Source organism: Glaciimonas sp. CA11.2, assembly GCF_034314045.1.
Lineage (GTDB): Bacteria > Pseudomonadota > Gammaproteobacteria > Burkholderiales > Burkholderiaceae_D > Glaciimonas.
Genome location: NZ_JAVIWL010000001.1, coordinates 516568 through 536117, shown reverse-complemented (window position 1 = coordinate 536117; position 19550 = coordinate 516568). Strand labels below are relative to the sequence as shown.

Annotated in this window: 15 protein-coding genes and 1 pseudogene; 11 read left to right on the top strand and 5 right to left on the bottom strand. The window is 46.1% G+C overall.

What is annotated here, in order from left to right; genetic code table 11:
- Window positions 1-121 precede the first annotated feature (121 nt).
- The 11 genes and pseudogenes from RGU75_RS02245 to RGU75_RS02200 all read left to right on the top strand — a co-directional run.
- Window positions 122-577 (top strand): annotated as a pseudogene (locus RGU75_RS02245) (IS110 family transposase); the annotation flags it as partial.
- Between the two features lie 569 nt (window positions 578-1146).
- Window positions 1147-2214 (top strand): dTDP-glucose 4,6-dehydratase, encoded by a 1068-nt coding sequence (rfbB, locus tag RGU75_RS02240; RefSeq protein WP_322232622.1) that lies wholly within the window; start codon window positions 1147-1149, stop codon window positions 2212-2214.
- Complete coding sequence (gene rfbD / locus RGU75_RS02235; RefSeq protein ID WP_322232621.1) at window positions 2211-3110, top strand: dTDP-4-dehydrorhamnose reductase; 900 nt, start codon at window positions 2211-2213, stop codon at window positions 3108-3110. The genes rfbB and rfbD overlap by 4 nt, the downstream gene beginning before the upstream one ends.
- Window positions 3110-4003: a glucose-1-phosphate thymidylyltransferase RfbA gene (gene rfbA, locus RGU75_RS02230; protein WP_322232620.1), complete on the top strand. Its 894-nt coding sequence runs from the start codon at window positions 3110-3112 to the stop codon at window positions 4001-4003. Before rfbD ends, rfbA begins: the two co-directional genes overlap by 1 nt.
- Entirely contained in the window at window positions 3994-4539 is a 546-nt protein-coding gene (gene rfbC, locus RGU75_RS02225) for a dTDP-4-dehydrorhamnose 3,5-epimerase (protein WP_322232619.1), read from the top strand. The genes rfbA and rfbC overlap by 10 nt, the downstream gene beginning before the upstream one ends.
- Window positions 4536-5546 (top strand): UDP-glucose 4-epimerase GalE, encoded by a 1011-nt coding sequence (galE, locus tag RGU75_RS02220; protein WP_322232618.1) that lies wholly within the window; start codon window positions 4536-4538, stop codon window positions 5544-5546. Before rfbC ends, galE begins: the two co-directional genes overlap by 4 nt.
- Before the next feature lie 47 nt (window positions 5547-5593).
- On the top strand, window positions 5594-9001 hold the full coding sequence (locus tag RGU75_RS02215) for a glycosyltransferase (protein ID WP_322232617.1): 3408 nt from the start codon (window positions 5594-5596) through the stop codon (window positions 8999-9001).
- 254 nt (window positions 9002-9255) lie between these two features.
- On the top strand, window positions 9256-11361 hold the full coding sequence (locus RGU75_RS02210) for a glycosyltransferase (protein WP_322232616.1): 2106 nt from the start codon (window positions 9256-9258) through the stop codon (window positions 11359-11361).
- Complete coding sequence (locus RGU75_RS02205; RefSeq protein ID WP_322232615.1) at window positions 11358-12533, top strand: class I SAM-dependent methyltransferase; 1176 nt, start codon at window positions 11358-11360, stop codon at window positions 12531-12533. Before RGU75_RS02210 ends, RGU75_RS02205 begins: the two co-directional genes overlap by 4 nt.
- Window positions 12534-12723: 190 nt before the next feature.
- Window positions 12724-13170, top strand: coding sequence for a GtrA family protein (locus RGU75_RS23915; protein WP_416186774.1), 447 nt, complete (start codon window positions 12724-12726; stop codon window positions 13168-13170).
- Window positions 13171-13428: 258 nt separating this feature from the next.
- Window positions 13429-15045 (top strand): hypothetical protein, encoded by a 1617-nt coding sequence (locus RGU75_RS02200; RefSeq protein WP_322232614.1) that lies wholly within the window; start codon window positions 13429-13431, stop codon window positions 15043-15045.
- 26 nt (window positions 15046-15071) lie between these two features.
- Here the strand turns inward: RGU75_RS02200 and RGU75_RS02195 are convergent, their stop codons facing one another.
- From RGU75_RS02195 to RGU75_RS02175, 5 genes are all read right to left on the bottom strand, one after another.
- The gene (locus tag RGU75_RS02195) at window positions 15072-15833 is read right to left on the bottom strand and encodes an ABC transporter ATP-binding protein (RefSeq protein ID WP_322232613.1); all 762 of its coding nucleotides are present in this window, start codon (window positions 15831-15833) and stop codon (window positions 15072-15074) included.
- Between the two features lie 23 nt (window positions 15834-15856).
- Window positions 15857-16660 (bottom strand): ABC transporter permease, encoded by an 804-nt coding sequence (locus RGU75_RS02190; RefSeq protein ID WP_322232612.1) that lies wholly within the window; start codon window positions 16658-16660, stop codon window positions 15857-15859.
- A 237-nt stretch (window positions 16661-16897) separates the two neighbouring features.
- The gene (locus RGU75_RS02185) at window positions 16898-17662 is read right to left on the bottom strand and encodes a glycosyltransferase family 2 protein (RefSeq protein ID WP_322232611.1); all 765 of its coding nucleotides are present in this window, start codon (window positions 17660-17662) and stop codon (window positions 16898-16900) included.
- On the bottom strand, window positions 17663-18061 hold the full coding sequence (locus RGU75_RS02180; RefSeq protein WP_322232610.1) for a capsular biosynthesis protein: 399 nt from the start codon (window positions 18059-18061) through the stop codon (window positions 17663-17665). It lies immediately after the preceding gene.
- A 10-nt stretch (window positions 18062-18071) separates the two neighbouring features.
- Window positions 18072-19550, bottom strand: coding sequence for a capsular biosynthesis protein (locus RGU75_RS02175; protein WP_322232609.1), 1479 nt, complete (start codon window positions 19548-19550; stop codon window positions 18072-18074).

The window sequence follows — 19550 nt, the reverse complement described above, 5'->3', positions numbered from 1 at the left end:
CCCCGGATTGCCTCGTTAGAGAGCGCACGTTAATCAGGCCGTTGGCGATTTCGCCTCCAGGCAATTCCAGTTCTGGCACCCGTCAACTTCCGTTCAAAATTTTAACTCGAATGGAGGAAATATGGAACTTGCTACTCTATATAAGCGCGTCATCGGGCTCGATATCCATCAGGCACAGATCACGGCGTGTGCACTCATCGAAGAGGCAGATGGCACAAGTCGCATTGAACAGCGGCAGTTTGGTGCGTTCAAACGAGATCGACGTGAGCTGGCTAAATGGGCTGCAGCATTGCGCCCCGATCAAGTCGTCATGGAAAGCACCGCCATCTACTGGAAAAGTCTCTATGCAGCGCTGGAGGCTGTCGGTATTCGGGCCTTGGTGGCGGTCAATGCTCGCCGTTTTAAGCACGTACCAGGGCGTAAGACGGACGTCGGCGATGCAGAATGGCTTGCCACACTGGGACGTGTCGGGTTACTGCGCGGATCATTTGGCCCGCCAGCATAGATGCGCGAATTACGTTTAATTTCGCGGGAACGGCAGAACCTGGTCAGTTACCTACCCGCCGACAAAGAGCGCGAATTCGGCCACTGATTATGAAACACTTGTACTGAAGGGATACCCGTACATTATGTCCGGGTACTCCCTCAGTACAACGTAATGCCCACGCGCTGGATCAGGGCGCTGACAAAATTCGGGTTCATACCCGCAGCATCCTGATTCAGTAATATTTAAATTTTTCGGCGAATACGCCCCACGTATTACGTACACCATATCGATTTCACAACCCCCAGGCCGATGTCAACCACCCCAAGCCCAATCCTGCCTGGTGCGCAACTGCCCCAATATGTCGCGTTACCAACTGTTTCAACAAATAAAGTCCCCCATTTAACCTGCGAACGACTCGCACCCTGTATACTGTGGCGCCGAACAATTCCAAATTATCCACGGAAAGCCAGCGCACCACCAGAGCGCCCAACATTGATGCAATTTGCTCAAATTGAGCAGCAAAGTAGTTGCAGTGTAATACAATAACAAGATTTTAAAATGCAAAGGTTGTATCAGGTAGCCACTGCCCATGAGCGGTGCAGGCCAGTTTTCTTGAGGCTTAAAAAAAATAAGAAGCGCATTAATCGCAGGTAAAAAAAATGATACTAGTAACAGGTGGAGCCGGTTTTATCGGTTCAAATTTTGTGCTGGACTGGCTGGCCCAGTCGGATGAACCCGTCATCAATCTCGATAAGCTGACCTATGCCGGCAATCTGGAGAATCTGAATTCTTTGCAAGGCAACCCCCGCCATATTTTTGTGCAGGGCGATATTGGCGACCGTGCTCTGCTAGACGCCCTGTTAGCACGGCACCAGCCACGCGCCGTGCTCAACTTTGCCGCCGAGAGCCATGTTGACCGCTCCATCCACGGCCCCGAAGATTTTGTTCAAACCAATATCGTTGGCACCTTCCACCTGCTCGAAGCGGTGCGCGCCTACTGGAACCAGCTGGCCGACGAAGCAAAACAGCATTTCCGCTTTCTGCACGTGTCCACCGACGAAGTCTACGGCTCACTGACCAAAGACGCGCCCGCCTTTACCGAACAGCATCGCTACGAACCGAACAGCCCATACTCTGCCAGCAAAGCCGCCAGCGATCACTTGGTGCGCTCCTACCACCACACCTACGGCCTGCCGGTACTGACCACCAACTGTTCCAACAACTACGGCCCCTACCATTTCCCGGAAAAGCTGATCCCCCTGATGATTGTCAATGCGCTGGCCGGCAAACCATTGCCAGTCTATGGTGACGGCCAGCAGATTCGCGACTGGCTATATGTAAAAGATCACTGCAGCGCCATACGCCGGGTACTGGCAGCAGGCCAGGTTGGCGAGGTCTACAACGTAGGCGGCTGGAACGAAAAACCGAATCTTGACATTGTCCATATCGTCTGTGATCTGCTCGACGAAGCCCGTCCGCGCAGCGACAGCACCAGCTACCGCAAACAAATTGTATCGGTAACCGACCGCCCCGGCCACGACCGGCGCTACGCCATCGACGCGAGCAAGATCGAGCGCGAACTGGGCTGGAAGCCGGCCGAAACGTTTGACACCGGTATCCGCAAAACCGTGGCCTGGTATCTTGAGCACCAGGACTGGGTCGCCAATGTGCAGTCAGGCGCCTACCGGACCTGGCTCGACAAAAATTACAGTGAGCGTGCCGTTTGAAGATACTCCTGCTAGGTAAAAACGGCCAGCTGGGCTGGGAGCTGCAACGCAGCCTGGCACCGTTGGGTGAAGTGATCGCGCTAAGTTCGGCCTCGAGCGACTATTGCGGCGATCTGGCCAATCTGGAAGGACTGGCGCAAACCGTGCGCAAGCTCGCCCCGGATATGATCGTCAATGCCGCAGCCTACACCGCCGTCGACAAGGCCGAAACTGACGTCGAGCAGGCACGTATCGTCAATGCGCTGGCACCAGGTGTGCTGGCAGCGGAAGCAAAAAAACTTGGTGCCTGGCTGATTCATTACTCCACCGACTATGTCTTTGATGGCAGTGGCGAACACTTTTGGCAGGAAAGCGATGCCACCGGCGCACTAAGCGTCTACGGAAAAACCAAGCTCGAAGGTGAACAGGCGGTGGCCGCTGCCGGATGTCAGCATCTGATCTTCAGAACCAGCTGGGTCTATGCCGCCCGTGGAGCAAATTTTGCCAAGACCATGTTGCGGCTGGCTTCTGAGCGTGAACAATTAAATGTAATCAACGACCAGTTTGGCGCGCCTACCGGTGCCGAGCTAATTGCTGACCTGACCGCGCATAGCCTTCGACATGCCCTGTTGCATCCGCAAGTCAGCGGCCTTTATCATCTGGCTGCGGGCAATGTAACCAGCTGGTACGACTATGCCCGGTTTGTCATTGAAACGGCGCGCGCCTCCGGCATGCCGATCAAGGTGGCCCCTGAGGCAATCAAACCAATACCGGCCAGCGCTTATCCCCTGCCGGCACCACGCCCATTTAATTCGCGACTAAATACTGAGAAATTACAACAGACCTTTGGGCTGGTACTGCCTGACTGGCAGCATGGGATAACAAGAATGTTGACTGAACTGAGCGAGAAAAAATAATGAAGCCTCGCAAGGGAATAATTTTGGCGGGCGGCTCCGGCACCCGTCTTTATCCGGTAACCCAGGCCGTATCAAAGCAGCTGCTGCCGGTGTACGACAAGCCGATGATCTACTATCCGCTGAGCACCTTGATGCTGGCCGGGATTCGGGATATTTTAATTATTTCGACGCCTCAGGATACGCCACGCTTTGAGCAGTTGCTTGGCGATGGTAAGGAGTGGGGACTGAATTTTGAATATGCGGTGCAGCCCAGTCCAGATGGCCTGGCGCAGGCGTTTATTATTGGTAAGGATTTTATCGGAGATGCGCCGACTGCTTTAGTACTTGGCGATAATATTTTTTATGGTCATAATCTTGAGTCGCAGCTGACCACCGCTATGAGCCGTGAAAGCGGCGCGACAGTATTTGCCTACCATGTCAAAGATCCTGAACGTTATGGTGTTGTGGTATTTGATGAAAAGGGCAGGGCGACCAGCATGGAAGAAAAGCCAGAGCAGCCTAAAAGTAATTATGCGGTGACCGGATTGTATTTTTATGACTCAACTGTGGCTGAGCTTGCCGCCAGTCTGAAGCCGTCGGCACGCGGCGAACTCGAAATCACCGATCTCAACCGGCTCTACATGGAGCAGGAAAAGCTGAACGTAGAAATAATGGGCCGCGGCTACGCATGGCTCGATACCGGCACCCATGAAAGTCTGATGGAAGCGAGCAATTTTATTCAGACCATTGAACACCGGCAGGGGTTGAAGGTCGCGTGCCCAGAAGAGATTGCCTTTCGTAAGGGATTTATAGGTCGGGAGCAGTTGATGAAATTAGCGATGCCGTTGGCAAAGAACGGATATGGCCAGTATTTACTGCGATTATTGGACGAAAAGATGTATCCATGGAAATAATAGCGACGTCGATACCTGAATTGAAAATTATTCAGCCTGAAGTATTTGGTGATGAGCGAGGCTTTTTTTTTGAAAGCTTCAATCAGCAAAAATTTAACGAATTAATTGGTACAGATGTGGGGTTCGTTCAAGATAACCACAGCAGATCGGTCAAAGGGGTATTGCGCGGTTTGCATTATCAGATCAAAAAACCGCAGGGAAAATTAGTCCGGGTTGTTCATGGCACGGTATTCGATGTTGCGGTTGATCTTCGTATGAGTTCGCCAACATTCGGACAGCATGTTTCAGTTGAACTGTCTGCCGAAAATAAGCGCATGTTCTGGGTGCCGGAAGGATTTGCACATGGTTTTTTGGTGGTCTCAGAAACCGCAGAGTTCCTATATAAAACCACGGATTACTGGGCCCCAGAATTTGAACGTAGCTTAGCGTGGAATGATCCGACTTTGGCGATTGAATGGCCTATTGAATCGGCCCCAACAATATCCAACAAAGATTTGGCCGCTAAAAAATTGCAAGATGCAGAGGTTTTTTTATGAAAAGTATTTTAGTCACTGGGGGAGCTGGATACATTGGCTCTCACACATGTGTGGCATTACTGGAAGCCGGATATCGAGTTGTCGCATTTGATAATTTTTCAAACAGCAAGCCTGAATCAATTAACCGAATTGAAAAAATTACGGGTAAAAGACCGATTCTGATTAATGCCGATGTGAGAGATCAAGCTGAACTTGAAGCAGCCTTGAAGAAGCACGAATGTACTGCGGTGATTCATTTTGCCGGACTAAAAGCAGTAGGTGAGTCGGTTGAAAAACCGTTGGAATACTATGATAACAACGTTGTGGGTACTTTACGGTTAATTGCGGCCATGAAAAATATCGGTGTAAAAACCTTGGTCTTCAGCTCATCCGCGACAGTCTATGGAGATCCTATTTTTTTACCGCTGACCGAAGATCATCCGCTGTCAGTCACCAATCCTTATGGACGGTCAAAATTAATCTGCGAAGAAATCCTGCGCGACCATTTCAAAGTTTCACCAGACTGGAATATCGGAATATTGCGCTATTTCAATCCGGTTGGTGCTCATGAAAGTGGCTTGATTGGTGAGGATCCGCGTGGTATCCCTAATAATTTGATGCCATTTGTTGCACAGGTCGCATCAGGCAAACTGAATCAATTGAATGTTTGGGGTAATGACTACCCAACACCAGACGGCACCGGCGTCCGAGACTATATTCATGTCGTTGACTTGGCGGCCGGTCACCTGAAAGCATTGGAGCGGCTTGAATTTCCTCAGTGTCTGACTTTAAATTTGGGTACAGGAAATGGCACCAGCGTATTAGAAGTTGTTAAGGCATTTGAATCGGCGAGTGGTAAATCTGTTCCCGTGAATTTCGCGAGCCGCAGGGAGGGTGATATTTCCTCGTGTTTCGCAGATCCAACTCTTGCCGCTAATTTACTGGGCTGGCAAGCGCAGCGAACTATGGAAACGATGTGTATCGATCACTGGCGATGGCAGGAACAAAATCCGAATGGTTTTGACTAATCAATTTAAACTATTAATCATAACGTCAGTTAGGGTCATGTCAAAACATGAATCACATAAAATTTCGTGCAATTGTGCGCAGGATCTATCATGGTCTCCCACTGTCTCAACGTACGAAATGGTATCTTCGCCAGAAGTTACAACCATTATTTTTAATTTTTCAAGGTTCCGCAAATGCATCAGCATTAGTCAAGGCGGTAGGCAAATATGTCATTGATGGTGCGAACACGCCGTCACTAAAGCGGGACTATGAATGTGAGCTTGCGCTTTCTAAAATAATCAGGATCATCGCAGAGCAGTCCACGAAATTTGGACCCGCCAGCAACTGGTTAGCGTTGCCATTTCTTTCAACTGGCGGTGCCGAACTCGTTGCAATAAACTTCGCCAAAGCTATTCGCGATCTCAAATCTCATCAATCGGTCGTGCTCTTGGTAACAGATCGGTCCTTGGTCAGTGACCAAGTCGCGATCCCCGACGGCGTTACGGTGATTTCCTTTGATGATTATTTGCGGCCACATACCAGTTATGTTCGAAAACAAAACCTACTTCGTGATTTATTACTGGCGTTAAAACCTCATAGTTTTCATAACATAAATAGTGAAGTTGCTTGGAACTTGATACTTGAAGAAGGTGATCGACTCAAAAAACTTGTGAACATATACGCGAGCATTTTTGCATTTCAGTTCGCGGCGGATGGGAAACAAAAAGTTGGCTATGCGGCCTACTTTCTCAAAAAAGGAATGCCCCATCTGACAGCACTGCTGTCAGATAACAATCGTTTCATACAGGATGCCACTCTTGAATATGCATTCGACGAGGCCACAAGAAACAGGATGCTGGCCGTATATCAGCCATGTCGCCTCCTTGATGCCGAGGATGCTGGGAAAATAATGTTCGTTCCAGATTTCGACGACAGTCATCCTAAAAATATACGGCCTAAAGTTCTGTGGGCCGGCAGGCTGGATGCAGAAAAAAGAGTGGATCTATTTTTGCGGATAGTTGAAGTTTATGATCAGGCCGACTTCCATGTCTTTGGACACGTCGTACTCAACGACGGCGTTGGTTTACCTTCATTGCCCAATCTGTTTTATGAAGGGGGCTTTTCTTCACCGTTTCAGTGGGTTGAGCAGCACCATTTTGACGCATTCCTGTTTACCTCAAAGTGGGAAGGAATGCCCAATATTTTGCTCGAGGTTGGAGCGTTAGGTATTCCGATCATAGCGCCCGTGGTTGGAGGGGTCATCGAGTTAATTACCAATGAAACCGGATACCCGTTGTCTGTAGATCCTTCAGATAAAGACTATGCTGACGCCCTCAACAGTATTTTCTCCGATACTAATGAAGCCAGAAGAAGAGCGCGCGCACTCTATAATCTCATCAACCAGCGGCATGGCTGGCGTTCGTTTGTCGCGACTGTGGCTGAAGTGTCAGGGTATTTGAACGATGACAATGAAACGGATCCTGGCCAAAGAATGTCTCTCGTTTCGAATGATTCCCCAACCATTACCGTGGTCATCCCTTGCTACAATCAAGGGAGGTTTTTATATGAATGCGTTCAATCTGTCTTGGCGGCCTGTACTGAAAGTTTAGAAATAATCATAGTGGATGACGGTAGCACGGATAAAAAAACCGGGCAATATCTGAGTGAGGCTAAGAGCCTTGCACCTGACTTAATTGTACTGCACAGACAAACAAATGCCGGACTGTCAGGCGCACGAAACACTGGAGTTGCATTGGCAAAGGGGGCGTTCATCCAGTTTCTAGATGCTGACGATATTCTGACGCCAGAAAAAATCGACCGGCAAATCAATCAGTTCCGCTGCAATCCGAAAATTGACGTCTCGGTTTGTAATTTTGTCCTGTGCGATGAAAATCGCAATGAATTCACAAAATCTGAGGAAGCAATCGCTAAATTCGATCTGACCTTGGATGATTTCTTATTTACGTGGGAGCGCGGATTTGCCATCCCAATTCATTGCGGGTTATTTCGACGCAGCCTGATTAAGGGGCATTTATTCGACACAGGAGCACGTGCAAAAGAGGACTGGATGTTTTGGACGGGACTTGCGCTGGAGGGGGTTTGTTTTGCCTATCTTAATTGCCACATGGCTGTTTATCGGCAGCATAGCCACAGCATGCGGCGCTCATATATGAATATGGGTAAGTCTTGGTTAGAGGCCGGATTAAAAATAAATTCGAAATTAGACGGGCGCTCACCCCTCTTTTTTGAATCTGTGGTTTCGTGGTTCGAACAGTGCTACCGCAGTAGTCCACAATACCGGAGCGAAATTGCAAGCCTTCAGCGCCCAGAGACGATGGCGGAATCAAAAGTACCTAAGGACAATACGGAGCCAATGGTCGCAACTTCCATTTCTCTTTTGATTGATGCGCCATTTGTCATTTCCGAATCGCTCATTGGTCGTTTGAGTTCGTGCCTGACAGGAAGTGCTGTGCCCGTTATTTCAGTAGTGGTGCCGATTTATGGCCATTTTGATTACCTTGAAAAATGTTTGGCATCAATCGCAAATCAGGGAAATATTTCGATTGAGGTAATTTGCATTGACGACGCATCGATAGATCCGCAGGTAACCAAGTTAATGAATTTGTTGGAAAATAAATTGGATCGCCTAACAATTATTGTCAATGAAGTGAATATGGGTATCAGCAATTGCCAGAACAAAGCGGTTTCTCTAGCAAAAGGGAAATATATCGCCTTTCTTGATTGCGATGATGAACTTGAACCCGGCGCATTTTCAGTCATTAATGAACAAATTCAGTCGTATCCTGAGGTGGACTATTTTTTCACAGATCGTAAAGATATTGATGAGAGCGGTGCGACAGTCCGTGTAGCAGCATACGGCGGGTATGAGAATATCCACTTTACATCCCAACAAGAGATAAGAGCAGATTTGTTGGATGGGATGGTGGCATCACACCTCAAGATCATCAAAAAAGAGAAATATATAGCTGTTGGCGGTTGCAACGCCAAATTTTCAGGAGTACAAGACTGGGATCTGGCATTAAAAATTGCAGAGCATGGGCGAATGCAATATGTGCCGCAGGCGCTTTATCGTCATCGGGTTCACAGCCATTCAGTTACTGCTAGCGACACAGTTGCGCAATTCAGAAAAACTAATATTGTAAGAAGGTTGTTCTCAGAAAGTTGGTTAAAGCAAAAATCAGTTGCGTATGATTCCTCAAAGATAAAATACTTTGAAACGGAGCAGTTCCCTGTTGACTTGGCTCAGCTTAAGCAGAGCATACAAGAGGGTTGGCGATGTGTAGCAGTTGTTGGTGGCGAACCAAGTATCGGGCAGACAAATTTTCTGCGGGAATATAACTCATACTTTGACTATATTAAATGGGATGATCCGACTTTGCCAGCAGCTCTTTATGGGTATGTTTGGGATTTGGGCATACTAAAATTGTCGTCAAGTGTTCATCATGAAATTTAATTAATTAAATGGTCGCTGCAGCTCTAAGTGGCGCCCTGGATTTTTGTTCGAGACTATCCAATTTTGTTGAATGCCAGCAGGTTTTCCTAATCATTAACCCACACGGCATTTCTTTTTTTGCATGCTAAAAAAATTTAAGTCCAAAATTTGAGCAAGCTCAAACCAAATTTTTATTTCATCTGCTCTCGTAACTGCAGAATTCTTAAGTGATATTTACTCTTTAATTTTTTTAATAACTGAACCTGATTGAATCTATGGAACTAGATATTTCTGTCGTACTGAATATTCATCGCGAATCGAGTTTCATACTTAGGACAATTAAGTCGCTCAATGAGGCCGCTGCTTTTGCGAAATACGAAGGTATTCATAGTGAATTAGTTGTCGTTTTTGATCGTTCAGACGATTTGGTGCGTACGATGGCAAAGGGGGCGAACTTCTCAGGATTCGAAGCAGTCCGTTATGTTGAAGCGGACCATGGTTCACTTGGTCCCGCCCGTAATACCGGCATTGCCGCAGCCAAAGGGGTGTACGTTTGGTTGGCAGACGCGGATGATTTGGTTTCTTATAACTGCATCTCCGCAATGCACAAAATGGCAGAAACTAATCCAAATTCTGTTGTGTTCCCCGAATACTTGGTGGCATTTGGAGACGCATATTGGGTTGCGAAATATTTTAATGACTCTGTCGTTGAGACCGCTGATTTTGTTTATGGCCACCCCTATATTTCCAGAATATTCTTGCGCCGAGACATTTTTGCTGATTTGCAATTTGACGATTTGAGATTGACTCAAGGATTTGCTTTTGAAGATTGGCATTTAAATTGTGAGCTGAGAGCACGGGGATTCAATTTTCTGGTGGCGCCGAAAACAGTATTTTTCTATCGGCAACGAAAAGGTAGCTTATTAAAAGAGGCCAACGCTGTTTCGGCTCGCCAAATTCCTAATGCGTCATTATTCGATCCAATAAAGTTGACACGGCTTGTCACCGCAGAAAAGTTGCACAAACTTGGCGATTCGGGACCACTGAATAGCAAGGAAAGTGCGCGACGAGGGAACTCAAAAGAACAGCTCTTGGCTGACATCACTTGCATGGAAATGGTTTATGCAGCAATCCAAATAGACCCCGGTATCAATTTATGGAAGATAATAAATAGTGGAAGTTGGTCAAATATCTTTCCTGACCAACATTGGGGACATGACTATGTCACTGCATGTTCAGTAGTTGGGGAAGGCGCCTTTACTGACATTGTGTTATTGCCATGGCTCAATGCGGGGGGCGGCGAACGATTCGTTTTAGACGTCCTGCATTCTCTCGCAGCAGAGACCGAGGATTTCAGATGTTTGGTTATATCGGGTGAATTTGCTGCACAGCATGAGTGGCTTGATCGGCTCCCAGCTGGTGCTGTATTCATCGATGTGGTCAATTTATTTCCGGCACTTGATGATGATGAGCGTGATCAGCTGGTGCTTCGTCTTGTGTTGGCAACAAGCGTTCAGTCTGGGCGATTGCATTTAAAAAGTAGTCCATTCGCATTACGTTGGCTTAGTAGATTTTCTACCTGTATACGCCCACTGTCGCCTATTTATTATCGTTTTTGTGATGAGGTGATTTGGCTAAACAAAGTACCAGTGACTCTGGGCCAAGGTTTTGGTTTCCTTTCAGATGAAATCGAAAAGTTGTCGTTGGTTATTACAGATCACCAAAAAATAGTTGATCATGACATTGAGAAGATTGGTGTTTTTTCTGATAAATGGCAATGTATCTATGCTGCTGTTACTCCCAGTGAAGCAAGTGCTTTTAGAGTAGTCCTCTCGGGTCGCAAATTACTTTGGGCGTCACGTTTATGTCCGCAAAAACGGCCAGAGTTATTACCTAAAATAATAGCTGCGGCCCGTGAAAGAATACCCGACTTGCATATTTGCGTGTTTGGTTCAATAGAAAATGTCGTCAGTTACGAAAGGCTGTTTGACGCAAATGGCCTGTCGTATTCAGGTCCATTTAATCAGTTTGAAGATGTGAATCCACATGAATATGATGCACTGCTTTATACTTCAGCGTTTGATGGTCTGCCCAATATTATTTTGGAAGCAATGAGTTGCGAATTGCCAGTTATTGCGCCAGATGTAGGCGGGATAGCAGAAGCGATCCAAGATGGCGAGACAGGATTCCTTGTCAAGAATTACGGCGATGAAGACCAATTGGTCAAGGCGTATGTCGATGCAATCTTGCGGTTATATGCAGATCCGGATCGAACCAGAGCGATAGCGAATACTGCAAAAGAGCTGATCAACAGCAGGCACAATGTAGGTGCGCATCGAAAAATAGTTCGCCAATTGTTTATTGATAAGGAAAGACCATGACTGAAGAACGATTGCATTTTGACGAAGACATTGATGCGCCTAACGCGATGTATGCGGCCGAACATTTGTCAAGATATGCAGTTCTGGCACCATTTGTCAAAGGCAAAAGGGTGCTGGATATCGCCTGTGGGGAAGGGTATGGCTCGTGGTTTTTGAAAGAGTGGGGTGCCGCGGAAGTGGTGGGCGTAGATATTTCCGAGAGTGCCATCACCTCAGCGCAGAAAAATTTTGGTCGCACTGGTGTTCGTTATCTGGTTGGCGATGCCTGCAAGGCACCGGAGTTTTTGGACCACGCCAGTTTTGACATTATCGTTAGCTTTGAAACGGTGGAGCATGTAGCTGACCCGGTCACGTTTTTGCATGGGTTGCGTACACTAGCGGCGACAAATGCAGGAATTTTTATCAGCTGCCCGAATGACTATATTGCGATGCCGGTGGATAAGGCTAATCCTTTCCATCTTCGTAAATATACCTTTGAAGAATTCAAGGGTTTGGCAGAAATGGTTCTGGGAAATGGCGACCAATGGCTACTTGGCGCCAACGTACAAGGCTATGCATTTATTCCTGATGGTGATTCACTGATCAGCTGTCCAATGCAAAATTGGCAGAGTATCGTGAACGCAAAAGCCGGTGGCACTACACAAATTTTGCCGAGTCAATGGAACGTTTCGCCAGATAAAACGAACGTACTTTGTTACCTGGGTATTTGGGGTGTAAAAGACCTAGTGCCTGCGGTTACTGTCTCTGCTCAATCTTATCCTGCATTTATTGGACCTTGGGAAACTATCAATTGGTTCAAAGAACAATTGGCTAACGCTTCTGAGCTGAAGACCGAAGACGCTAGACAAATTTTAAAGCTCGAGGAAGACTGTCGCAAACTCTGTGTTCAAGCAGAGCTGAGCGTAGCGGAAGCTAGGCATAGAACGATGGAACTTTCTATCCAACTTGATTCGTTACAGGCGGAACGGCATTCCTTCGATCTCATCGCTACTGGATATAAAAATCAAGCCTTGGCTCTTGAAGCACTCGCGGTGTATCGTGATAGTCAGCTTTCTGTCATCTATAACTCAAAGTCTTGGAAGTGGACTAAGCCTGTACGAGTTTTTGGTAGGTTAGCTCGAGGCGAGTTCGATAGTGTTCGAGCATCTCTGCGCCAATTTTTAAGTAGATGACACAGCATACGTCAGCCTGTTTAGAAATTTAATATTCTGTGAATATTGAAAATTGGGGAATGTAAGGTTGAGATCATTTCATTTTTTCCTTTAACTTGTCGCCAGGCTTCGCCATTTTGGAGGGCTGTGATAATGGGAACTTTATATATTAGCAGCTGGATGCTGGATTACTTAACGTGGAGATTCACAAGTGTTGAGTACCAATGATACAGTTATTGGGCAACAAATCAGACAGTTTTATCGCTTTGTATTGTTGTCAGGTTTAGGGTGGCTTTGTGACTTCACTACATTTACGGTTTTGGTAAAATGTTTGGGAGTGCCTGGCTTCTGGGCAAACATAATCTCGTCCTACGTTGGAGTGACTTTCGTGTGGTTCACTTCGTTGAGATCCGTATTTGGCAAGATAGATGCTACACCCGTCCATTTTTTGTTTATTTATTGGATATATCAGTTGGTTTCAATATTGTCATATTCCCAGTTGATTAACGAGCTGGTTGGGATACGAGTGCTTTTTAGTTCACACTTTCTTTTTATGTCTCAGCCAGTGATCTGTGCGAAGTTAGTCGTCACGCCATTCAATTTGGTTACTAATTTCTTATTCATGAAACTTTTTATTCGATTTCTAAAAAATGCCTAAGTAAGTATTTGACTGCTGATTGATACCGGTATTAGTCGCAATGAGGGCAATAGAACCCTTATACTCACGCGCGAGTGGAGTGTTCGGATTCCCGGCCCAATGACAGTCTGTCCAAGTTTCGGCTTCTACATGGCGAATTGAGTTGATTCTTGGAAGTTAGAACGATTTCAAGGAGGTATGTGCGGTCTGACTTAAATGTTTTTTAATGGTGCAATTTTCTGAATAGCCGATTGGTTTTTTTAAAGTGTGTTTAATCATATGAGCGGTAATGTAATGGGGGGTAATGGAATAGGCTCGCGATGGGTTTATGGCGCATTGGCTTTATTTTTAATTATTTTGTCTGTGTACTGTTTAGGGGATTGGTGGGACCTGAAAACTAATGATTCTTGGCCTTGGGGCATTCTTTTAATGGTCAGGATATTAGGGGCAATCTTTTTGTCCCTTTTTCTAACCTCAACGACATTTTGGATAAGGACACTAGAGCGTGGGTGTCAGCTTGTTTTTGGATTTTGGCTTTTATTTCTTAGCGCACTTCTGTTAATTTCCTGGCCAGGATTTTTAATGACAGATTCAAATGCTGCACTCAATTTTTGTTTTATTTATCCGACGCATCTTTGGTTTGGTTATTTCATTCCTTTTTTAAATCTTACGGTTCTTCAACTCGTGCCCCATGTTGCGGCAATGGTTTTTTTTCAGTTGATACTGGCTGCGATCATTTTTACTTACTGCACGCAGACGTTGAGTAACTTATCGCCTAAAAAGATGCCTGTATGTGTATTTAGTTTATTCGTCATATTTTCACCAGCGATAATTTTTAATCTGCTTCTTCTTTCACGGGATACTATTTTTAGTCTTCTTATCCTCTGGGTTTGTGCCTTTATAATTAACCTACATAAATTTAGAAAAATTAGCATCAATCAATATTGCGTAGCAGGATTCATTTCTGGGCTGATTGTTGTCATCCGAGGTGATGGCTGGTTAGTTTTCCTGCCTCTATTTTTGGTTATTATTTTTGTGTCTAGGAAAATCTTGACGGTTTTAATCTTCGGCCTATTTGCATCTACTGTTATCGCGCTTTTCGGTTTCGTTCTGCCCTCTCTTAATGGCGACCATAGAAGTGATTTTTCGTATTTGGTTGTGAACACCATTAATCCCGTTGGTTATGTTCTTATGAACAAAAACTTTACAGACACCAAAGGCAGCCTTACTTTGATAAGTAAAGTATTGGATGTTGAGAAAATAACTCGAGAGCAGACTCCTTTTGAAACCCCAGCATTTTGGAGTGGAGGAGTGATGAAAGAGGAGGCAACTGAACTGCAGAGGCAGGCGTATGGGTCTGCAGTCGGCACTCTCCTTGGTGAGAATTTGGGGATTTATTTTGCAGGTAGGATGGAAACATTTTTAGCCGCATCTGGATTTAATCAGATTGGATTTAGGTATTCCGATGAGAAAGTTCGAATTGACCGGCAATCTGGATGGGCTCCTCCTAGGTGGATAGTGAACATGAATTTAAATTCGTACCGGCCTTTCCCTCGAACATTTGACTACTTTAACGGGTTGTTGATTAAGTCGACCAAATATAACGCGTTGGATTTGTCCGGATCAGCGATTTTTTGGAATTTTATTCCTTGGCTCGGCCTAATATTAAGTTTAATCCTGCTTTATCCGTATATTCCAGCAGTATCACTTGCTTGCATCGTACTCGTGGTTAGAGTGCCATTAATTTTTTTGGCAGCTCCTGCCTCACAGTTTAAATATTATTTTTCAATAAGTTTATGTGGCCCTTTTTTGCTTTGTGTTGGTATCGTTTTACTGCTGAAATTCAGTAGCAACAAAAAAAAGACCTCTATTGAATATCCAGATGGCGTGGAATAATTTTTGAAGTTAAAGACGTAGCTGGTTCACAGGGATGGTTCTGAGAATTGATTGAAGTACGCATCGGATACTTTTTCAACTGGGCCGTCGATTTTTATGTGACCATGTTCTAACCAAAGGACTCGGTTGCAGATTCTGCTGATCAGCTCTTTAGAATGGCTTGCAATCACCAAAATGTTTGTAGACTGTACTAAATTCGCAAGCCGTTTTTCTGCTTTAATCCGGAAACCTTCGTCACCCACTGATAACCATTCATCCATCAATAGTATTTCTGGCCTGATGATCGTTGATACCGAAAATGCCAGCCTGAGGTGCATGCCCGATGAGTAAGTGCGCAATGGCATATCGACGAAATCACCTAGTTCTGAAAATTCGATAATTTCGTCTATTTGTGCGGTGATTGCGGCTCTTGAAAGACCAAGAAGCGCGCCCCGGAGATAGATGTTCTCCCTACCCGTGGCTTCATGATCAGTTCCGAAAGAAATATCAATGAGCGAACCAAGTTTTCCCTCAATCAGCGCTGTGCCGCTGGAGGGTACATAAACTTTACCGAGTACACGTAATAATGTACTTTTTCCAGCTCCATTGTGGCCTAGCAAGCCAACTCTATCGCCATCTTTTAAAACGAACGACACATTTTCCAGCGACCGAACGGCTACTCTACCCTTTGAGTCGGCATTGATTTGTCCACCCGTGGCGATTTGAATCAATCTTTTTTTTAGAGAGCGCGCGCTCGCGTTGTAAATAGGGAATTCTGTGGTAACGTTGTCAAATACTATATTAGCCATAATTTTTTAATTTCTATTCAGTGTTACAGCCAATAGGCAATACGGGCTCTATATTTTCCATAGATTAGCAAAGTAGCTAACCAACCTATAACAGCACATGCACCAGAGACAATCCAATTTATTTCGGCTGTAGGTGAGCCGATTAGCGGTGATCGAATGATTTCAATAAAATGATAGAGGGGATTTAATCCAAATAAGTATACTGCGAGCGTTTTGTTCGTAAAGCTGCTTGGTAACCACATCACCGGTGTTAGGTAGAAAAGAACAAGAATTACGCTGTTGACTATCTGTGGAATGTCGCGGTACCGTGTGCAAAATATTCCCAGCAACATACTGATCCAAAATAGATTGATCAAGAGTAGGCCAAAACCAAGGACCGCATACAAAGCTTCAAATCCCAGACTTTTCTGAAAAATCAGTAATACGATAGGAAAAATAACCAGATTGTGTCCAAATATTAATATATTCCTCCATAGCATGCGCATAATGTGCACAGGGAGGGGGATCGCCAGTTGTTTAATGATCGCCTCTGCCGAGGTAAAGCTTACGCAAGCATCCATCATTACCGTCGAAATAAAGCCCCACAGGATTAGGCCTAATGCGATGAATGGAAAAAATTCCGCAATGGGAGACTTAAAAATCGTCCCAAAGATTATTCCTATACTGGCGATCATAATGGCCATGCTAATTGTCAACCAGAACGGACCAACGGCCGATCGCCTGTACCTTTGCCTCACGTCTTGCCAGCCCAAAGTGCCAACTAAAGATCGGAGTGCGAAAGATGCGCGGACATCTGTGAGGCCGTTAAAAAATCTATTTCTTAACATTTTTGGATCGTCACTTGAATTAAATAGCTGTATATTGTAGTTGAATTCATTGAATAATTCGAGCTGGAAAGGATCTTGGTTATATATCAGCTGGGATCGTGGGCTGGTGTGGGAGCTTTAAAGTTAGGCTACTGCTCGATTCGTTGGTAGCAAAGTCTTTTGATAGAATTCTATTCGGTTGTTCTGTAATATCTGAGTTCTCCAAGATGCTATCACGACGAGTGACGCTTGTTAGGCTCACAGGCCATCGGGGTGCTTGGGTAAATTCACTATTGGCGGCGCCCGTAGCTCGAAAGCCTCAACTTCAGCCGGTGTCCCCAGCGGAATGACCGCATCGAAGCCCACTTCCTGCAAGTAAACCTGACACCCATCTTGAATCATCTGCCGGTACATCGGCGCAATGTATTTCTCACCTTTCTCCATCCTTGCAGGATCGCTGTAGTACTCAGCGTAGACTTGTTTGTATAGCAGATAGGATGAAAACCAGTACAGCCCGATCGTCGCATGCGGCGAAATCCGCATTTTTTCACGCATATCCGTGATGCTTCCATCAACTTCAGCGGCAGCAAAACTCCAGCCATCGCCCTTTCCTGGAAAACAAGGCACCCAGCCGTCGCCGCGTACTTCATCGGCTGGCAATGCGTCAGGATGCACGAACGTGTCGATGTTGTAAACCAGGAAGGGTTCTTCTGGGCTATCCAGTACATCGCCACCGAGTATTGCCGACGTTGCTTGGCCATCGGTCAATTCTGCGATCTCTACGATCTTTACTGAAGTGATACCAACGACTTTACATTCCTGGCGAATAAAGGCCTCAGCGTGGTCTTCGCGCCGTACTACAAAGATAAATCTGGCACCGGCTTGGATGAAGCTTCGCAGACTCAACATTGACCATTCGAACAACGTTCGACCGTGGACATTAATCTCATATTTAGGGCAATCATAGCCAGCATCGCGAAACCGTTTACCTAAGCCTGCCATGGTAATTACTACGTTTGTCATTTACCATCCTCCAGATTCATCGCCCACCAGACCCAGGATCTCCTCATAGCTCAACTTCAGGAACTCGTCTGGACGAATAGCCTTGTCGTCAACATAAAAGCCGCCACGACCTGGCCAAGGTTTGCCAAGGTGAAGTTCATCGTAGGGAATGCTGTGCAGATCAAGCCACTCCATCATTTGTTTGCCGGTTATTGCTGCAATTTTTCCGACATTGCCATCGAAGGTATTCATATTGCGAGATGAAAACAGGATGACATAAAACCCTTTTTTTCGATATTCACGCAGCTGCTCAATCATTTCTGGAAAGGGTTGCAGGTCGGCATAACTTTCACCTGGCTGACGTATCGGGCATAACGTGCCGTCTACATCCATTACCAGGCTGCGTTCTTTGGAAATCATTGCGTAGTCCTTAGATGATTAATTCTAGCTCTGTCAGAATCGTGTTGGCATTCACCAGGAATGCCAGCACTTTTTTAGGTGCATCAATATGTAGCGGAACCATGCTGAGGAATAGTGACACCTCAAAAACGCGGACCATTGCTGGGTTGAAGCCTGCATCCAGCAATCGCGCGTCAAACATCTCGCGTGCCCAGGCTGGTGGCCCCGGATCGATTTGTAGATCGATCTGTAAATCGGCATTGATCTCCATTCGATAGAGCCCATAGTTGATGAAGTCATAGCTGCCAGCAATTGAGTGGGAGAGCTTTGCCAGATCGTAGAATGGACTTACATACAGATCCGCATCCCCGTCTGCTCCACGGGGGTCGATGAAGCGCATTAGGCCAGTAGTCTTACTGTAAAGGATGTTGGAAAAACAAAGGTCACCATGTCCAATGCATAGATCGCGACCCAACGCACGCCCGCCAACCTTGGTAAGTAGTCTAAGATATCGTTCAAGCAAAATATCGACACCGCCAAAATTTGCGTCTAAATAGGGCTTTAACTTTTGATATTCTGGTTGTTCTTTGAGTTGTCTCAGACGCGTTTGAACCTTGCCGCGATAGGTTTCCTCATGCACTGTCTGTGCCTCGTCTGCGCCAACCTGTCGGTTCGGGCGTAGTGACAGGTAATAGAATACCTTATCGAGAAATCGCTTCATGCTTAGTTCGTCCAGCGACCCGTGAATCCACTGAAGCGCCATATCCGGCACAAACAGGCGTTCCATTTTGTAGCTGGCGCTTCCATTTTCCAGTTTGAAATCGTATGGCTGAATGAAAAACATCTGCAATACTGGCGATAAAAGGCTGTAATACTTAAATTCGCGGCGCAGCTTTTCAACTTCGGACGAGCGCTTGATCAACACAAAGTCGTCTACAGTCTGCACAGAGTTGAAGAATCTTGCATCGAAGTTGCTGGTTAGGTAGTCAGTGAAGTGCAGTGGATCACGCATGTCGATCATATCCACATCGCCTTTAATCGGGTGCATCTGATCGAGTGCAGCGCTGATTAGATCGTTAATGTTCTCGCCTGTTGCTGCGGCTTGTAATAACGAGCGGGCAAGCTCGCCAACGGTGGCAGCTGCCCTCATCTGGCCCATCGATGTTTCAGCTTCATTTGAGAAAACAGCGAGCGATGAGCGGGTTAGACTCAGTTTTTTGAGAAAAATTGATGCGTCTTCTTCGACGCAGCCGAAGGCTACAAATGCCGGCAGATATAGGACGACCAGATTCCTTGTGCCTAATATCCCGAGTTGTCTGACAGCCTCGCGCCCACTACTGTCGCCCCCAATTTCGATGAACTGGATGCCCGCTGCGCGACAGATATCGGCTACCCAACGATCCAGAGAACGCTTACGATAATATATATCGGAGAAGCGGCTTACACCGAGAAGGTTGCCAATATCCTGCGAAACGAAGGATGAGTTATCGTACAGGAGCACTTTTATCAT

Coding starts and splice junctions, on each gene's coding strand:
- RGU75_RS02210 (WP_322232616.1), top strand. CDS start 9,256: ATGGAACTAGATATTTCTGTCGTACTGAATATTCATCGCGAATCGAGT.
- RGU75_RS02180 (WP_322232610.1), bottom strand. CDS start 18,061: ATGATTTCCAAAGAACGCAGCCTGGTAATGGATGTAGACGGCACGTTA.
- RGU75_RS02215 (WP_322232617.1), top strand. CDS start 5,594: ATGAATCACATAAAATTTCGTGCAATTGTGCGCAGGATCTATCATGGT.
- RGU75_RS02200 (WP_322232614.1), top strand. CDS start 13,429: ATGAGCGGTAATGTAATGGGGGGTAATGGAATAGGCTCGCGATGGGTT.
- RGU75_RS02205 (WP_322232615.1), top strand. CDS start 11,358: ATGACTGAAGAACGATTGCATTTTGACGAAGACATTGATGCGCCTAAC.
- RGU75_RS02175 (WP_322232609.1), bottom strand. CDS start 19,550: ATGATAAAAGTGCTCCTGTACGATAACTCATCCTTCGTTTCGCAGGAT.
- rfbB (WP_322232622.1), top strand. CDS start 1,147: ATGATACTAGTAACAGGTGGAGCCGGTTTTATCGGTTCAAATTTTGTG.
- rfbA (WP_322232620.1), top strand. CDS start 3,110: ATGAAGCCTCGCAAGGGAATAATTTTGGCGGGCGGCTCCGGCACCCGT.
- rfbC (WP_322232619.1), top strand. CDS start 3,994: ATGGAAATAATAGCGACGTCGATACCTGAATTGAAAATTATTCAGCCT.
- RGU75_RS02195 (WP_322232613.1), bottom strand. CDS start 15,833: ATGGCTAATATAGTATTTGACAACGTTACCACAGAATTCCCTATTTAC.
- galE (WP_322232618.1), top strand. CDS start 4,536: ATGAAAAGTATTTTAGTCACTGGGGGAGCTGGATACATTGGCTCTCAC.
- RGU75_RS02185 (WP_322232611.1), bottom strand. CDS start 17,662: ATGACAAACGTAGTAATTACCATGGCAGGCTTAGGTAAACGGTTTCGC.
- RGU75_RS02190 (WP_322232612.1), bottom strand. CDS start 16,660: ATGTTAAGAAATAGATTTTTTAACGGCCTCACAGATGTCCGCGCATCT.